The organism is Spirosoma horti (genome assembly GCF_054776595.1).
This window is the reverse complement of record NZ_BAAHBQ010000014.1, coordinates 40484-55442: the sequence shown is the minus strand read 5'-3', so window position 1 is coordinate 55442 and position 14959 is coordinate 40484. Positions and strand designations below refer to the sequence as shown.

The window sequence follows — 14959 nt, the reverse complement described above, 5'->3', positions numbered from 1 at the left end:
CCCCATATTATGCTTACAAAAGACTTTCAATTGATTAACCGACAGTGGTTTACCGATTCGCGGCAGGTGACAGGACCTGTCACGGATGCGCGGTCGGCTGAGTCTGTTTTTTTTGCCATTCAGGGCGAGCACCACGACGGGCATGCGTTCATTGGCGACTTGTACCGGAAAGGAATACGTCAGTTCGTGGTCGAACGGTCGGCCCTGACAGCCGAACGCCGGAATGAACTGGCCGCCTACACCGACGCTCAGTTTATTGAGGTCGACAGCAGCCTGCACAAGCTACAAACCCTGGCCGCCGAATACCGAAGACAGTTTCGGATTCCTATCATCGGCATAACCGGCAGCAATGGCAAAACCATCGTGAAGGAGTGGCTGGCTCAATTACTTGATCGGGGTTTTTCGTCCGAGGGATTCGTTGTGGCTAAAAGCCCTAAGAGTTATAATTCGCAGTTGGGCGTGCCGTTGTCCGTGCATACACTGACCGAGGGCGATACCCTGGGGATTTTTGAGGCTGGCATATCCAAAGCGCAGGAGATGCAGGCCCTGGAAGCCATCATCAGGCCAACGATCGGCATCTTTACAAACATTGGGACGGCTCATGACGAAGGGTTCCGAACACGGAAACAAAAAGTAGCGGAGAAACTACGGCTGTTTATCCATGCCAACACCCTGATTTATTCTGCCGATTACACGGATATTGACGAAGAAGTCAACATGCTGTTGAAAGCCGTCAACCCCGATATGCGGCTCATAACCTGGTCGTTAACAGGCCAGCCCGCCACATATCAGGGATTAATGCAGGGAAATCAACTGAGCCTGAATAAAGAAAGCAAGAACGGGCTGTCCCTGACGCTTCCCTTTACCGACCCGGCCTCCCTGGAAAACCTCATGCACTGCCTCGTAACGATGCTGACCCTGCGCCCCTGGGATACGGCCGAATTGCAAACCCGTCTGAACCGATTGCGACCCGTTTCCATGCGGCTGGAGCAAAAAGAAGGCATCAACAACTGTGTGCTGATCGACGATTCCTACAACAATGATGTGGTTGGTTTACAACTCGCTCTGCGTTTTCTGAATCAGCAACGTACCCGAAGTCGACGGGTCGTCATTTTGTCCGATGTGCTTCAGTCCGGGCAACCCGAAGCCGAGTTGTATCAGCAGGTTGGGGAGTTGATCCGGGCCAGCGAGGTGGAGCAGTTTATAGGGGTTGGCCCTGTTGTCAGCCGGAATGCCCATTTTTTTGCGACCAACAGCCTGTTCTACGCAACGACGGAAGAATTTCTGACCCGCTTTGTATTCAGCGATCTGCGCGATAGTACGGTTCTGGTAAAAGGAGCCAGACCCTTTTCCTTCGAACGGATCGTGCATCGGCTGGAGCGAAAAGTTCATGGCACGGTACTGGAGATAAATCTGGATGCTTTGACCCACAACTTAAACTATTACCGCGAGCGGATCGCCCGGAACGAGGATGCGTCATCCCGGACCTCTGACACGAAACTCATGGTGATGGTAAAGGCATTTGCCTATGGAAGCGGAAGCGCCGAGGTGGCTCAACTGTTGCAGTTTCACCGGGTCGACTACCTGGCAGTGGCCTATGCTGATGAGGGCGTATCGCTCCGGCAAAATGGGGTGGACTTGCCGATCATGGTCATGAACCCCGCCCCCGAAACGTTTGCAACCCTACTGGAATATAAGCTCGAACCCGAGTTATACAGCCTGCGTATGCTGCTGGAATGGGGAAGCTATATCCGCGAGCAGTCGGAACCGGTAGCGGGTAAACCGGCAGCAGGACCGGCCGTCTACCCGATCCATTTGAAAATCGATACGGGGATGCACCGGCTGGGGTTTCTGGAGAGTGAAACCCCAGCGGTTGCCGATTACCTGATCCACAACCCGGCATTGCGGGTAGCTACCGTATTCAGTCATCTGGTTGGGGCCGATGATGCGCAGTTCAACTCCTTTTCGGAGTTGCAATATGCGAGTTTCATCCGAAGTACGACGGTTCTTGAATCGGCGCTTGGCTACCGGCCGACCCGGCATCTGCTCAACTCCGCTGGTATCGTGCGCTTCCCGGAGTACAAACTCGACATGGTTCGGTTAGGGATTGGTTTGTATGGGGTAGAAGCTGCCCAGATCGATCAGGCCGCTTTGCAACCGGTAGGTACGTTGCGGACTGTGATCAGCCAGATCAAAACCGTTCGGGCGGGAGAGTCGGTAGGCTACAGCCGCCGGGGGGTACTCGATCACGACGCCCGCATCGCTACGCTCGCCATTGGGTATGCCGATGGCTATGACCGTCGGCTGGGAAATGGTATTGGCGAGGTCTGGGTAAACGGAACGCGTTGCCCAACCGTTGGAAATGTTTGCATGGACATGACCATGATCGACGTCACAGCTGCGTCGGCCAGCGAAGGGGATGAGGTAATTATTTTTGGCCCCGACCTCCCGATTACTGAGCTTTCTCAACGCATAGGGACCATCCCATACGAAATCCTGACGGGCGTCAGTGAGCGCGTGAAACGGGTGTTTTTCAAGGAAGGAAACTAATTTTATTGCTCCTGTGCCAGTCAGAAGCAGGCTTCAAGGGGTATTGGGAGGATATGGCCAAGTTTTGTCAATGTTCAGGATGCGCCCGTCCTGGATAAACCGTTTGTAGGATTTGCCCGGCGTACTATAGTATACGATGCCCAAAGGCATATGTGACAGTCTTTCGTCAGGCTGTTTTTCAGAGGCTTCCCGTTTATACACATCCAGGTCATCTTTTCGGATGGTATCCCAATACTGCTCAGTAGATTGGTTTTCAGGCTGCACTTTCCTGACTGGTTTGTCAAAGAAATACCAAAGCAAGGTTACCGCAAGGGCAATCAGAAAGGCGATCATATCAATTCGGCGTATAGGTGAAAAGATTTGACTACGAGTTGGAAAGTTCTTGGTATTGGACAGTTAAAGGCTGGTGTAAGTCTGAGTACCTAGTTAAACCTTTCCTTCGGGGAAGACTTTCTTATGATTGGCAACCAGTATGGCGTATTGTTCAGGGGTCAAGAGTGGCTTATAGGCGTGTACTTTATCGGTTTCGACAACGACTGCCAAAGCGCGCAGCTTTTTGCTGGTCATGCCGCTTGCTTTTAGCTTCTTTACGCCCTCATTGAAACTGACCGTGGCATTGGTAATAATTTCTTTGGCTTTCGGTAGTTGCTGGTCAGTTAGTTTCAATCGTTGTTTATCCGCTTTCAGGACTGATTTAACGATCATGCCAATTGTGGCACCATTATTAAGGAAAACGAATTTTTCGTTCTCTACCGATTTCGTTTGGGCGAAGCCCAGAAACGACAGGCCCATCAACAGACAAAGGGCCAGACTTGTAAATTTCATGTCGAGAGATAGTAAGCTAAATAGGACTTATTCGGTTCCAGGTAGCGAATATACTGAAAAATGCAATAGAAATGGCGGTTGCTGGTGACGCATTTTCCATAGAAAAGTCTAAATAAGTATGAGTAAAACAAAAAAGCCTAGCCACAAAGTAGCCAGGCTTTCCGCTTTCTATCCACACCTAGGAGTTATTAATCGTAATTAAAGAACCCCTACAAAAGCAGTAAACTGCCTTCTAACTTAGCCAAACGAGTCGTTCAGGCATATTGTTATAGGGAGGAGTAAAAAGCTGCGTGTTCTTATTCCTGCTCCTCATTTATTTTCGCTGACAATGAACAACTAAGCTACCTCACCCCGTGCCCATTAAAAAAAGATTATTTTTTAGCTAGACATTTTCATGCTGGGCATAAAGCCGGTGAATTTTTTCCCGGCAGCGCTTTAGTCTCATTTTAACGGCACTGGTTTTAATAGCATACAATTGCGCAATCTGCTCGATAGTCATCCCATCTTCATATTTCAACTGCAATAGCTCCTGCTCCTTTTGGGTCAGGCTTTTCATCGCTCGCCGAACTAATACAAGAGATTCTTCGTGCAACTGGCTGTCTTGTGAATCCGCTACCTCTAGCTTAGACGTGTCATCAATAGGCACGATATTCACTCGTTTAGCAATACGTAATTGATCCGAGCAATAGTTAAACGCAATTGAATAAAGCCAGGTAGAAAAACTAGATCGTTCCTGAAAGGCATCGAGTTTGCCAAATGCCTTAAGAAAGATGTCATGGGTGAAATCTTCCGCTTTTTCACTGTCTTTTGTCATCGATAAACACCGGCGATACACTTTACTCACATATCGATTGTACAGTGTTTCAAAACAATGATTTGGCTTGGTAGATAAAAATTGACGAATGGTTTCTTCGTCTGTTAATGAAGCTTGCATGAATGGGTAGTGGTAAGTTGATATGGGTTAGTACAGACCGTATATATCTTTCTGTCATATATACGCACTTACAACACATATCAGATGTTAATGAGTTGATTAAAAAGCTTTAATATACTAAACGGTGTAGGGACAATAGATGTAGTGACATCAAATAAAAGAGTAGCTATGAAGCCTTAGAAAGTACCTATTGATTTAAATTAAGTTTATAATAACTTGATTATTAGACTGCTATGAATTAGGTCTAAGAATTGTTAACTGTAATCAATAACTAACGTAATTGTATTTTGCTTTGATTTATTGGTAGCGTATACAGATGGCTAATTTTGAAAAAAATTTAAAAATGAGGTAGCATACGTTTGTCCAGACGCCCTCAATAACGTTTTATTGAGGTACAAATAAGCTTTTGGAAAAGCACATTAATGGGCTAAGAAAGACGTTTTAAGTAGCCACCTAATTAAAAATGCTTTAACAAAGTCAGAACAAACGTATCCTTCCTGTACTGAAAAAGTATCCTTAGTTACTCTTCTTCGCTTTTACAGCTTCCATGTTTTTTTTGCGGCTATCCAGTTCGGTGAGCACTGTTTCCTGGTCGGTTTTATTGGTTGCCTGATCCTTAATTAATTGTTCCAGTTCTTTCGCATTGTCGTCAATGCGCTTCAACAGTTTTTCTTTTTCTTTCGCATTCTGCTCAATGTCCCGTTGAAGCTTTTCTCCCGTGCGAACTATTTTCTGATGGTTTTTCTGCGCATCATCGAAACTAGTTTGTGCTACCCGAACTTCCTGTTCATACAAAGTCTTGCTGGCAAAGTTTTTTAGAATATCCTCGGCGGCTGCATAGCCAGTTCCCCCGGGTGTTACAAAGGTTCCGCTTCCCAGATCAAACGCCGTGAAAATGGTGGCCGACGTACGCGAGGATTTTACCGTACTTATCAAATTAATAGGTTCGGACGACACGGCCGAAATACTCGCATTCGGGACGCGGTAAGTACCTCGTGAAGAAGTAGCCCGACCATATGTTTGAAGCTGGGATTCCCAGTCTTTTTCGATCTGTTTGCCATCGCCCTGAATAGTTAAATAAAGACCAGATAATTTAGCTTTATCAACGGTGCTTTCGCCCGCATAAACAGTTTGAGCGATCGTTGAGGTAATGGGTGCTAACAGGCACCAAATCAGGATATACTGTACTAACGTTTTCATGGTGGTATTGATATTTTACGGCTGTTCAGCCGCTATAAAGTGAATTTATTACGGTTTAATTCGATTAACTTTTTTTGTTACCAATAGCCGTTTTTCGCCATTGAGAAGGGTAGTGGCCATAATGTAATGATCTCCGCCTTCACGCAGTGATAATTTTTTTCGTAACTCTGCCACGGTCTGTGGAAAGTTGCGAACGGTGAGGTTCGCTTTCAAATCCGGAATATGCATTTTGACCGATTTTGCATCTGGTTTGAGTATATCTACGATGGAAAAGATCCTGCCGGGAAAATCCCAGGACACCTCATCACTGGTGTATAAATGGCTATTGGGGGCAATCTTCGTCAGTCCAAATCGGGCGCCCACTAATCGAAAAGCGCCAGCCTTTAAAACAGCCGCGTTTGGTTCGTATAGATAGGCACGTGGATTGCCCAGAGCAACCGTAGCGGTGCGTTCTTCGTGCCAGTGAAAACTCAGGTCTTTTGTCTCATTTTGTAATAGGTTAACAGCGTTAAGTAGTACGTCATCATGCGCAACCGGTTGATTACCAATAATGAACAAAATTTCTTTGACCTCCCCCGAAACCGCTACAATGTGTATAGATTCCACCCGGTCCATTAGTTGTTGGACGGTCGAATTCAGGTCTAGTAACGGGGAGGCTTTGAGTAAAATTCGTTTGGCCTTCGATAACAGGAAAGTCTGAGTATTAATTTGCGACATATCAGGCTCACAATCTTGCAGTTGGACCACCTTACTCCCAGTTGCGTCACGTCGGTGTGGATCCAGATAGATCCAGTCAATCTCCTCCGGCGAGGGCTGAATCGCAGTCAGAAAGGCCAATCCATCGCCGGTCTGCACAGAAATATTGCCTGCTCCCAGCAAAGGCAGGTTGTGAGCCGCCAGTTGCGCCAGTTCCTCATTTCGCTCAATATAGGTAACCTGCTCCACCTGTTGGGCAAATGCCCAACTATCAACCCCCATTCCGCCCGTTAGATCAAGCAGTCGGTTTCCACTGACCAGCGATGCTTTATACTGAGCGGTTTGTTGGGATGAGGCCTGCTCGACCGACAGGGCCGGGGGAAAAATGAGCGCATCGTTGGCGTACCAGGTGGGCAATTTTTCACGCGCCTTCTGCCGGGCGGCAAGTTGAGCCACTAGTTTACGGACATCCAGTCCCTGAGGAAAAGTTCGCAGCGATAACGCCCGGACATCGTCGGTCAGGTGAGCTCGTATAAATTCTCGTTCAGCGGAAGAAAGAATAAGCAAGGGATAAGTATTAATACGTTTTAATCTCTTTTTAATAATAAGCTGCGCTTACCCAGAGGTTGCGCTGGAACAGGCAACGCATCGTAACCGCTACATTATATGAAACGGGTTAGTCCACTTTATACGCTTACACACTATAAATCGAGTTACTTCAGACAGGATTTTCCGGCCAGTTTGTCGGTATTTCTGGTAGCCTTGCCGCTCTGTCTGGGTATTGCTCTGGCGTCGGGCGCCCCTTTGTTTTCGGGATTAGTTGCCGGAATGATCGGTGGCATCGTGGTGGGTTTGTTTTCTGGTTCTGAAATCAGCGTAAGCGGGCCAGCTGCTGGGCTGGCGGTTATCGTTGCTGATTCGATCGCAAAAATAGGCTCTTATGAGTTATTTCTGGTGGCTGTCATGCTCGCGGGGCTGATCCAGCTATTTTTGGGCCTTATAAAAGCCGGTCGATTCAGTAGTTTCTTTCCCGACAGTGTGATCAAAGGAATGCTCGTTGCGATTGGTCTCGTTATTATTCTGAAACAAATTCCGCACGCCCTGGGCCGCGATAATGATTACGAAGGCGAATTTGAGTTTCAGCAACTGGCCGACGGAGAAAATACGATTTCCGAAATATATCGGGCCATTGAAACCGCCAGTCCGGGGGCAGTCGTCATCAGCTTGGTGTCAATGGTGTTTTTAATTGCCTGGGAGCGTACGGCTGGACGGAGTACCCGCGCTTTCTTTAAGAATTTTCCTGCCGCGTTGGCCGTCGTATTTTTTGGGGTTGCCCTGAATGAGTTCTTTCGGGTAGCTGTTCCAGACTGGTATCTGGGCGATACCGCCCACCAGCACATGGTGCAGATTCCGACTATCGCACCGGGGAAAAGTTTATTTTCCATTTTTGATTTTCCAGACTTCAGTGCGTTACAACATATCGAAATTTACAGAATTGCAGCCACCATTGCCCTCGTAGCCAGTCTGGAAACGTTGTTGAATCTCGAAGCGTCAGACCGGCTCGATTCGGCCAAACGAGTGTCGTCGACGAATCAGGAATTAATCGCCCAGGGAATAGGCAATCTGCTATCCGGCCTGATTGGCGGTTTGCCCGTCACATCGGTCGTTGTGCGCACATCCGCAAATGTATACAGTGGGGGAAGAACGCGGATTTCGACCGTTTTGCATGGTATTTTTCTGATGGTGGCGGTGTTTTTTGGTGGAGCGATGTTAAATTATATTCCGTTGTCGTGTCTGGCGTCTGTATTGATCATGGTTGGGTATAAGTTAGCCAAGCCAAGTATTTTTAAGAAAACATACCGGGATGGCTGGAGTCAATTTGTCCCCTTTGTTGTCACGGTGGCCGGGATTGTCTTCACGGATTTATTGATTGGCATTGCGCTTGGTTCCATCGTGGGTATTATTTACGTATTATACACTAATTTTCAGTCAACCTTTAACTTCATACGTGATGGAAACCACGTGACGATTGAGTTTGAAAAAGATCTGTATTTTCTGAGTAAACCCCAGTTGAAAGAAGCTCTTAATACGCTGAAGCCTGGAGATGAGGTGGTTATCGACGGAACAAAGGCGCCGTTTATCGACCAGGATATCTATAACATGCTTCACGATTATCGCGACATTGCCCTAATACAAGGTATTGGGTACGAACTCAAGAACGTGGTGTTGAATCGACGTAAATGGAACCGGAAAGGTGAAAATCTGCCAATCGATGAACAGGTGCTGATAAATCCGATTAAGTAAAATCGTTACTTTGTCCAGTCGATGAACCCGCCTGTACTGTCAGCGCAATGTATGGCTGATGGAACACGCTACTTGCTTTGTAAATTACATGACGAGACGAATCTGGCAATTGTATCTACTGGTCCTTACCTTGCTAACTGCTTCGTCGGTTCGGGTGTATAGCCAGCGGGTGGGCTTTTCGAAAACTACCCGCCAGACCGGGGCCAATCAGACTCGGTCGGGTCAGGTAGCCGTTTGGTTGACAGATCCAGGTCGGCCGGTGCTGTTTGTTCAGCAGCCACCGCTTCCATTTATAAATGCCGATAAGCCTACCGACCACCCAACGATCCATGTTGATGCGTCACAAACCTACCAACCCATCGACGGCTTTGGGTATACCTTAACGGGCGGCAGTGCGATGCTCCTTAGCCGGATGAACGCAGCCGTGCGGGCAACCCTGTTAACCGAATTATTTTCGACAGAAGGAACAGGCATAGGCGTAAGCTACCTGCGGGTGAGTATTGGGGCATCGGACCTCGACGAGCGGGTGTTCTCCTACGATGACCTGCCGGCGGGTGAAACGGATCCGAAACTGACTAAATTTAGCCTGGCACCCGACAACGAGTACCTGATTCCGGTGCTTAAACAGATACTGGCCATCAACCCAGCCCTGAAAATTTTAGGGTCGCCCTGGTCGCCCCCGCCCTGGATGAAATCGAACGGAAACACAAAGGGCGGGAGTCTGAAACTCGAATTTTATGACGCCTATGCCCGCTATTTCGTCAAGTACATTCAGGGATTGCAGGCGGCTGGTATCCGGATCGATGCCATAACGATCCAGAATGAACCGCTGCATCCGGGAAATAATCCCAGTTTATTGATGCTGCCCGCCGAACAGGCCCTGTTTATCAAACAGAATCTGGGGCCAGCTTTTAAGAAAGCGGGGATCAAAACGAAAATTATTCTATACGACCATAACGCTGATCGCCCCGACTACCCAATTTCTGTGCTGAACGATCCCGACGCCCGTCCATTTATTGACGGGTCGGCGTTTCATTTGTATGCCGGACCTATTAGTGCGCTGTCGGAGGTACACAAGGCTTATCCCGACAAAAACCTGTACTTTACCGAGCAATGGATTGGGGCCCCCGGCAATCTGAAGGGTGATCTGGTCTGGCATGTTCGCGAACTCATTATTGGGGCTACCCGGAACTGGAGCCGTACGGTGTTGCAATGGAACCTGGCTGCCGACCCGGAGCAAAAACCGCATACACCGGGGGGCTGCGATCAGTGCCTGGGCGCGATAACCATCGACGGGAACTCGGTAAAGCGGAATCCTGCTTATTACAACATCGCCGTTGCTTCTAAATTTGTGCGGCCCGGTTCCGTCCGTATCGACTCCAACCTGCCAAAATCACTGCCTAACGTGGCGTTTAAAACACCTGAGGGCCATATCGTCCTGATTGTGCTGAACGATAGCTCGACACCCCATCGGTTTGCCATTGAGAAAAGTGGAAATCGGGCGATGGCGATATTGCCGGGTGGCGCTGTTGGCACCTATTTATTCGAGTAATCTATCATTCGCCAACCCATGCTGACCCTCATTCGGACTGTGTTTGTTGTTAGTCTTCTACTTTTCGGACTAGGTTCTGCCAACTGGATAGAGCTGGATACGTCGTATCCGGTTGTTTTGGAAAGTCCCGATTTTCCGGCTGAACTAACGACGTTTGTCCCATATTCAACTAACCCGGTATTTGCCGGAACCGGAACCAATACCTGGGATCAGAAAATCCGTGAACGGGGCTATATTCTTCATGAAGGAAATACCTATCATCTTTGGTATACCGGCTACCGGGAAGGGGCCGACCAGAACCGGTCGCTGGGCTATGCTACCTCGGCCGATGGGGTGACCTGGACCCGTTACAAGGGCAATCCCATCCACGCGTCGTCCTGGGTGGAAGATATGTGCGTGGTTAAATCGGGGAACACCTATTACATGGTTGCCGAGGGGAAAAATGATGTGGCCCATCTGCTTACGTCAACGGACCGGATACACTGGGCGGAACAGGGGCCCCTCGACATCCGGTATACTACGAATCAGCCCCTGAGCAAAGGGCCCTACGGAACCCCGACTCTCTGGAAAGAAAAAGATACATGGTACCTTTTTTACGAGCGCAAGGACCAGGCGGTCTGGCTGGCGACATCCAACGACCTGAAGGTCTGGACGAATGTGCAGGATGAGCCGGTACTGGAAAAAGGCCCTGCAGACTATGATCGCTGTGCTGTGGCCATGAACCAGATCATTCAGTACAAAGGGGCTTACTATGCCTATTATCACGCGTCGGCCTTTGCGGACTGGCACGAATGGTCAACCAACATTGCCGTCTCGACGGACCTAGTTCACTGGACAAAATATGGGGCCAATCCCATCATTCGTGGGAACACATCGAGCGGCATTGTCGTGCGTGATGGCAACCAGTACCGACTGTATACCATGCATCCGGCTGTCAATCTATTTTTGCCGACAGAGGGTGGTAGAAAAGTGAAATAAAAATGACCTTCAGTCTAAGGTTTCACTAATTCCGATGGACCAACAGCTTCAATATCGGGCGGCCCGTCGGGATACGATCGGTAGGTGGCCTTATCGACTGTCGACGGGTAATTTTCAAACGTGATCCAGCGCAATGGCCATTTTCGTAACCATAATGCCCCCGTTGTCATGAACATGAACCAGCCCGGTGCTGGCTGATAGCCAAAGGCTGACCGAAGCTTGTCGTTGATCAGCGCGGCAAAGGTAGGCTGCACCAGCGGGTGCAGAAACCGGGGAAACCAGCCTTGCACAATCCTGACGGTGGCATCGGCAATTTTGCGGTTACTTTCCGTGTAGCGAAAGTGCTTATCTTCATAAGCAGCTGTGAACGAGCGCATGTCGGCCAGGTTCGTCGGTAAGTCCTGCAGGTTCATCCGGCGACCCACTTCCCGGAAGAAATAAAACAGGGCCAGTTCTTCCGAAGCGCTCAGGGGTCGCCAGCCGTACTGCCTGATCCAGTCGATGGGGTAGAACACAAACGTGGCCAGAACAAACAGGAAATCAGCATTGTCGATGCGATAATGGCCGTGGATGTGGTTCATGTGCTCAATCGCCCGCAGCCCTTTGGGGCTGTCGTAGCCCGATTCCATAAACTCCGAGATCAGCCGACTGGTGTCATCATACCGTTTCTGGCCGTGGCGCTCGAACTCACCGGTGCGTGCCAGTAAGCCCGATACCCGCGGACTGGCGTAGGTATGAAACAGGGCAAGCTCCAGCGCCCGGGTGATGTCGAACGGAAATTCATAGGCTGTCAGCAGGTGAACCATACGCTGGTGATCGCGAACGGGGTCCAGTGATTGCAGTTCATGCCGAACCGCCGGGTTACGCAGCAGACCGAAGCGTTTGCGATAGGTAGTTTGCATCGGGAACGTAAAAAGAGCGGTTTACTTGACTAAACGAATGAACTACGCAACAACTACCCAGGAGCGAAAATCCCAATCGGGCGACACCTCCGCGTTTATATGGGCATCGCCATCGGTAAAATTACGATAGAAACGGTAACCTTGATCACTCAGGGCTTCTGTTTCGGTAACAGCAACGATCGTGACAAAAAGAACGTCCCAACTGCTTTCAGCATAAAGTGTGTCACCAATGGAAAGCCGTCGAGGGTGCTCGGGCTCAGGATGTGAACGATTCATTTAGTTTTGGTGGGATAGTGTGTCTTACAGACAAAACAAGGCACAAATGGAGCAAGTATTGAAAAAATGCCAACACAAAGATATAGGAAACCTTGACTCTGTTGACCTAATCTACTATCCTCTAGAAGGAGAATCGATCGGCCCATAATTGCCAAACTAAGGCATTTCAAGTGTTATCTCTAAAGCGCTTTTGACTTACTTTATGGTTGGAAATTTGCAAGTTTGATAAGTTGGCGTTGGCGTGTAGAACGCAAAAACGCCCCAAATTCAGCGAATTTGGGGCGTTTGGTAGGAAGTAGCGGGCTCGAACCGCTGACCTCTGCTCTGTCAAAGCAGCGCTCTGAACCAACTGAGCTAACCTCCTTTGTTCCCGGGAAGGCCTCAAGGGCGGAGCTTCCAAAGAAACGGCGTCATCAACGCCCTCCGGGGCTACAAACTTACAAAACTTCCTCTGTTTCCAAATGGGTACGGTAAACTTTTTGTGAGGGAATTCGCCATAAAAGCACGAATCCGACCACAAACAGCACTAACAGAGCCAGTATCGAATTGCGCATGCTTCCCGTTAGTTGTTCAATCAGCCCATACACCAGCGTGCCAAAGACGATGGATGTTTTTTCGGTCACGTCGTAAAAACTGAAGTAGGAGGCCGTGTCGGTCGTGGCCGGAATGAGTTTGGAATAGGTCGAGCGGGACAGCGACTGAATTCCGCCCATGACTAACCCCACAACAGCCGCCAGCACGAAAAACTGGCTTTGGGTTTGTACATAGTAGGCCCCGGCGCAGACGGCAATCCAGATCAGCACCGCCGTCATGAGCCCGTACGTATTGCCCAGCCGCTCCGACAAGCGCGAGAAGCCGTAAGCCCCCGGAATAGCCACCAGCTGAATCAGTAATATCGTGATAATCAGGCTTTGCCCAGGCAATTTTAACTCATCACTGCCAAAGATCGTGGCCACGTACATCACCGTTTGCACGGCCATATTATAGACAAAAAAGGCGATCAGAAACCGCTTGGCCAACGGTTGATTCTGTAACTCCGCCCAAACATGCTTTAATTCTTTGAAGCCATTGAACAGGTAGTTGCCACTTTGTCGGCCGGTTTTTCGGATTCCGTCGGGCAGGCGGCTAAACGGGATCTGCGCAAAAGCAACCCACCAGACGCCAACGGTCAGAAAGGCAATCCGGGAGGCCATCGCTTCCGAAATATTTCCAAACCACTCGCGTTTCAGTATCACCAGCAAATTAAACACCATGAGTAGTACGCTGCCCAGATAGCCCATTGAAAATCCACGGGCACTCACGCGGTCATACTGATCTTCGGTCGCAATATCGGGCAGGTACGAATTGTAAAAGACGATGCTGCCGCTCCACCCGATCAGGCTCAGCCAGAAACAGAAGACCGCCAGGGTCGTTGTCTCTTTTGTGAAAAAATACAACAGGCTGCAACTGATCGCACCCGTGTAGCAAAAAGCCTTCATGAAGGTTTTCTTCTGGCCGCTGTAGTCGGCAATGGCGGAGAAAATGGGGGATAGGAGAGCCGTCAGAAGAAAAGCTGCCGAGATCGTGTAGGAGAACAAAACCGAATTCTTGACCGACATGCCCAGAAAGTTAATGATCGGGCCACCGTTCTCGTTCAACGCTGTAGCTGAGAAATAAACAGGAAAAATGCTGGACACGATAACCAGCGAGTGAACGGAGTTGGCCCAGTCGTAAAATGTCCAGGCGGTGAGGATGCGGGGGGAGTTTTTCAAGGGTGAAATAGCGAAATCGGACCGCCGAAGCGGAGTGAATGAGTGAATGAGTGAATGAGCGAATTACTGAAGTGGGTTGTTGTAAAATTAAACTACTCTTTCATTAATTCATTCCGCTTCGGCGGTCCGATTTCGCTATTTAAAAACTCAACCACCGCCCGCGTGAACGCATGATTTGAGTCACCGGCAACCATATGACCCGCATTGGCAACGCTTACACTATGCACGTGGGGAACAGCGTCGATGAATTCGGCCATTACTTTTTCGCTCACGACATCACTGATGCCCCCGCGCACAATGAGCGTCGGTACGGTGAGCGCCCGGGCAGCCCGATACAGGCGTTCTTCATTGTTTGTTTGCTGATCGGGGCCGGTATGCTGCCGCCAGAGGGTCAGCATACGCGGGTCCCAATGCCAATAGTAGCGTTCATTGCCGGTTTTGCTGGTACGAAGCCGAAGGTTTTTCTCCAATCGGCTGTTGTCCGAGGGGCGGGGGCGGTTGGGTAAATAAGCCGCTACGGCCTCGGCCGCTTCGTCAAGGGAAGCAAATCCATCCTGATTGCGACTCATGAAGGCAAAAATTCGTTCGATGCCTTTCTGTTCCGAGCGCGGAGCAATGTCGACCAGAACGATGGCTGAACAAATCGAATCAGAGTCAGTGGGGCGTTCTCCCTCGGCAATGAGGGCTGTCATGCCGCCCATGGAAGCGCCCACTAAAGCCGGTTTTTCTGATAGTTGTGCGCAAACAGAACGTAAGTCGCTGGCCAGGTAATCGATGCTGTAATGCCCTTCGGCCGACCAGTCGCTATCGCCATGTCCCCGGGCGTCGAGCGCAATCGCATACCAGCCTGCATTGGCCAGCCGTTGGGCCGTATCGCCCCAGGAATGCCGGGTTTGGCCGCCCCCGTGCAGTAAAATTACGGGTGGGTTAGTTGGGTTGCCCCAGGCGTCGGCCGACAAAAAGAAACCCGGCTCTGTTTCAAATTTCATAT

13 protein-coding genes and 1 tRNA gene are annotated in these 14959 nt (G+C 49.5%); 4 read left to right on the top strand and 10 right to left on the bottom strand.

Annotated elements, in window-relative coordinates; genetic code table 11:
• The first annotated feature begins 9 nt into the window (after positions 1 to 9).
• The gene (locus ACYVAM_RS30460) at positions 10 to 2550 is read left to right on the top strand and encodes a bifunctional UDP-N-acetylmuramoyl-tripeptide:D-alanyl-D-alanine ligase/alanine racemase (protein ID WP_461073933.1); all 2541 of its coding nucleotides are present in this window, start codon (positions 10 to 12) and stop codon (positions 2548 to 2550) included.
• A 33-nt stretch (positions 2551 to 2583) separates the two neighbouring features.
• On the opposite strand, the gene ACYVAM_RS30455 is transcribed toward ACYVAM_RS30460, so the two are convergent.
• From ACYVAM_RS30455 to ACYVAM_RS30435, 5 genes are all read right to left on the bottom strand, one after another.
• On the bottom strand, positions 2584 to 2883 hold the full coding sequence (locus tag ACYVAM_RS30455; RefSeq protein WP_461073932.1) for a hypothetical protein: 300 nt from the start codon (positions 2881 to 2883) through the stop codon (positions 2584 to 2586).
• Positions 2884 to 2976: 93 nt separating this feature from the next.
• Positions 2977 to 3375, bottom strand: coding sequence for a hypothetical protein (locus ACYVAM_RS30450; protein WP_461073931.1), 399 nt, complete (start codon positions 3373 to 3375; stop codon positions 2977 to 2979).
• Between the two features lie 382 nt (positions 3376 to 3757).
• Positions 3758 to 4309 (bottom strand): RNA polymerase sigma factor, encoded by a 552-nt coding sequence (locus ACYVAM_RS30445; protein ID WP_461073930.1) that lies wholly within the window; start codon positions 4307 to 4309, stop codon positions 3758 to 3760.
• A 516-nt stretch (positions 4310 to 4825) separates the two neighbouring features.
• Positions 4826 to 5509 carry a hypothetical protein gene (locus ACYVAM_RS30440; protein ID WP_461073929.1) on the bottom strand — a complete coding sequence of 228 codons (684 nt, stop codon included), beginning with the start codon at positions 5507 to 5509 and terminating at the stop codon, positions 4826 to 4828.
• Between the two features lie 48 nt (positions 5510 to 5557).
• Entirely contained in the window at positions 5558 to 6772 is a 1215-nt protein-coding gene (locus ACYVAM_RS30435) for a THUMP-like domain-containing protein (RefSeq protein WP_461073928.1), read from the bottom strand.
• Between the two features lie 99 nt (positions 6773 to 6871).
• Here ACYVAM_RS30435 and ACYVAM_RS30430 point away from each other — a divergent pair, with 99 nt between their 5' ends.
• The 3 genes from ACYVAM_RS30430 (at position 6872) to ACYVAM_RS30420 (ending at position 11039) form a co-directional block, all read left to right on the top strand.
• Complete coding sequence (locus ACYVAM_RS30430) at positions 6872 to 8509, top strand: SulP family inorganic anion transporter (RefSeq protein WP_461073927.1); 1638 nt, start codon at positions 6872 to 6874, stop codon at positions 8507 to 8509.
• An 88-nt stretch (positions 8510 to 8597) separates the two neighbouring features.
• Positions 8598 to 10061, top strand: a complete 1464-nt coding sequence (locus ACYVAM_RS30425; RefSeq protein ID WP_461073926.1) for a glycoside hydrolase family 30 protein — start codon at positions 8598 to 8600, stop codon at positions 10059 to 10061.
• A gap of 18 nt (positions 10062 to 10079) precedes the next feature.
• Positions 10080 to 11039 (top strand): glycoside hydrolase family protein, encoded by a 960-nt coding sequence (locus tag ACYVAM_RS30420; RefSeq protein WP_461073925.1) that lies wholly within the window; start codon positions 10080 to 10082, stop codon positions 11037 to 11039.
• Positions 11040 to 11053: 14 nt separating this feature from the next.
• Here ACYVAM_RS30420 and ACYVAM_RS30415 read toward each other — a convergent pair whose 3' ends face one another.
• The 5 genes from ACYVAM_RS30415 to ACYVAM_RS30395 form a co-directional block, all read right to left on the bottom strand.
• The gene (locus tag ACYVAM_RS30415; RefSeq protein ID WP_461073924.1) at positions 11054 to 11941 is read right to left on the bottom strand and encodes an oxygenase MpaB family protein; all 888 of its coding nucleotides are present in this window, start codon (positions 11939 to 11941) and stop codon (positions 11054 to 11056) included.
• Between the two features lie 42 nt (positions 11942 to 11983).
• The gene (locus tag ACYVAM_RS30410; protein ID WP_461073923.1) at positions 11984 to 12217 is read right to left on the bottom strand and encodes a hypothetical protein; all 234 of its coding nucleotides are present in this window, start codon (positions 12215 to 12217) and stop codon (positions 11984 to 11986) included.
• 286 nt (positions 12218 to 12503) lie between these two features.
• Positions 12504 to 12581 (bottom strand) — tRNA-Val (locus tag ACYVAM_RS30405).
• A gap of 73 nt (positions 12582 to 12654) precedes the next feature.
• Positions 12655 to 13968 carry an MFS transporter gene (locus tag ACYVAM_RS30400; RefSeq protein ID WP_461073922.1) on the bottom strand — a complete coding sequence of 438 codons (1314 nt, stop codon included), beginning with the start codon at positions 13966 to 13968 and terminating at the stop codon, positions 12655 to 12657.
• A gap of 92 nt (positions 13969 to 14060) precedes the next feature.
• A complete protein-coding gene (locus tag ACYVAM_RS30395) occupies positions 14061 to 14957 on the bottom strand; it encodes an alpha/beta fold hydrolase (RefSeq protein ID WP_461073921.1) in 897 nt (298 codons plus the stop codon).
• Positions 14958 to 14959 lie beyond the last annotated feature (2 nt).

What these genes read in the sequence shown, in the direction of transcription:
- ACYVAM_RS30395 (WP_461073921.1), bottom strand. Translation starts at nt 14,957, where the DNA reads ATGAAATTTGAAACAGAGCCGGGTTTCTTTTTGTCGGCCGACGCCTGG.
- ACYVAM_RS30455 (WP_461073932.1), bottom strand. Translation starts at nt 2,883, where the DNA reads ATGATCGCCTTTCTGATTGCCCTTGCGGTAACCTTGCTTTGGTATTTC.
- ACYVAM_RS30425 (WP_461073926.1), top strand. Translation starts at nt 8,598, where the DNA reads ATGACGAGACGAATCTGGCAATTGTATCTACTGGTCCTTACCTTGCTA.
- ACYVAM_RS30445 (WP_461073930.1), bottom strand. Translation starts at nt 4,309, where the DNA reads ATGCAAGCTTCATTAACAGACGAAGAAACCATTCGTCAATTTTTATCT.
- ACYVAM_RS30440 (WP_461073929.1), bottom strand. Translation starts at nt 5,509, where the DNA reads ATGAAAACGTTAGTACAGTATATCCTGATTTGGTGCCTGTTAGCACCC.
- ACYVAM_RS30410 (WP_461073923.1), bottom strand. Translation starts at nt 12,217, where the DNA reads ATGAATCGTTCACATCCTGAGCCCGAGCACCCTCGACGGCTTTCCATT.
- ACYVAM_RS30430 (WP_461073927.1), top strand. Translation starts at nt 6,872, where the DNA reads ATGAAACGGGTTAGTCCACTTTATACGCTTACACACTATAAATCGAGT.
- ACYVAM_RS30415 (WP_461073924.1), bottom strand. Translation starts at nt 11,941, where the DNA reads ATGCAAACTACCTATCGCAAACGCTTCGGTCTGCTGCGTAACCCGGCG.
- ACYVAM_RS30450 (WP_461073931.1), bottom strand. Translation starts at nt 3,375, where the DNA reads ATGAAATTTACAAGTCTGGCCCTTTGTCTGTTGATGGGCCTGTCGTTT.
- ACYVAM_RS30460 (WP_461073933.1), top strand. Translation starts at nt 10, where the DNA reads ATGCTTACAAAAGACTTTCAATTGATTAACCGACAGTGGTTTACCGAT.
- ACYVAM_RS30420 (WP_461073925.1), top strand. Translation starts at nt 10,080, where the DNA reads ATGCTGACCCTCATTCGGACTGTGTTTGTTGTTAGTCTTCTACTTTTC.